The following is a 1,275-nucleotide window of genomic DNA, read 5'->3' as shown; positions in this document are numbered from 1 at the left end:
CACCGATGAACACCGTCCCCGGTGGCCGTCCGTCGGCCGGGTCGGGGCCGGCCACCCCGGTCGTCGACACGCCCACGTCGCAACCCATGACGGCCCGTACCCTCGCCGCGAGCTCACCCGCGACCGCGGCGGACACCGCGCCCTCACGGGCCAGCACGCCCGCGTCGACGCCCACCACGGTGGCCTTGACCTCGCTGGCGTAGGCGACCACCCCGCCGCGCACGACGCTCGATGCCCCGGGGACACTCGTCAGCGCGGCGCAGACCAGCCCTCCGGTGAGCGACTCAGCCGTCGCGACGGTGAGCCCGAGGTCACGCAAGCCGGCGACGACAGCGGGCGCACCGGCATCCGACACCCCGGCATCCGACACCCCGGCATCCGGCCGCTCGGGCACCGTGTTCAAGCGCCACGACCCCCACGGCGGGCCGCGCGGGCCGCGCGCTTGCTCGCCGCGCGCTCACTGGTCTGGCGCAACCGCAACGCCTGGTGCAGGTAGTCGACACCGGTGACGACCGTGATGAGCACTGCCGCACCGAGCGAGATCGCCGCCAGCGCCTCCCAGACGTCGGGGTAGGGCAGCACCCACCGCGGCATGAGGTAGAAACCGATGCCGAACGTCTGGAGCAGGGTCTTGACCTTGCCCCCGCGGCCAGCGGCCATGACCCCGTGGCGGATCACCCAGAAGCGCACTGCGGTGATCCCCCACTCGCGCACGAGCACCACGATGGTGACCCACCACCACACCTCGCCGACCGCGGACAGCCCGATGAGGGCCATCGTGACCAGCGCCTTGTCCGCGATGGGGTCGAGCACCTTCCCCACGTTGGTCACCAGGCCGCGGCTGCGCGCGAGGTCGCCGTCGATCCGGTCGGTGACCATCGCGACGACGAAGACCGCGAAGGCTGCCCAGCGGTAGACCGCACTGCGCCCGTCGTCGGCGAGCAGCAGCCAGCCGAAGACCGGGACGATGGCCAGCCGGAAGACCGTCAGGTAGTTGGCGATGTTCCACGCGCTCGGGCCGGTCGTCGGCACCGCGGGGCTCGCCGGGTCGACCCCGATCCGATAGGGGTCGGTGGCGCGGCCCTGCGCGAGCGGGCCGGGACGCACTGCTCGCAGCGGTTTGTCCCCCAGTGCCTTGTCACCCAGTGGCTGTTCCCCCGTCGGCGGCTCGCTCATCGCACCTCCACGACGAGGTCGACCCCCACCGAGTCGACGACCTCACCCTCGACGAACTGACCGACCGCTGGCAGGGCGCCGTCCGCGGCCCGCACGAGG

Annotated in this window: 2 protein-coding genes; both read right to left on the bottom strand. The window is 72.9% G+C overall.

The features are described 5' to 3' along the window. The coding region (locus PLL68_RS15405; protein WP_502910741.1) for a CinA family protein at positions 1 to 394 on the bottom strand (394 nt) is incomplete at its 3' end. A 5-nt stretch (positions 395 to 399) separates the two neighbouring features. Then, positions 400 to 1,176, bottom strand: coding sequence for a CDP-diacylglycerol--glycerol-3-phosphate 3-phosphatidyltransferase (gene pgsA / locus PLL68_RS15400; RefSeq protein WP_324535602.1), 777 nt, complete (start codon positions 1,174 to 1,176; stop codon positions 400 to 402). Between the last annotated feature and the right edge of the window lie 99 nt (positions 1,177 to 1,275).

Origin of the sequence: Ornithinibacter sp. (assembly GCF_035443565.1) — a bacterium.
GTDB lineage: Bacteria > Actinomycetota > Actinomycetes > Actinomycetales > Dermatophilaceae > Fodinibacter.
The sequence above is the reverse complement of the archived record's forward strand: the minus strand, read 5'-3'. Positions and strand labels throughout refer to the sequence as shown.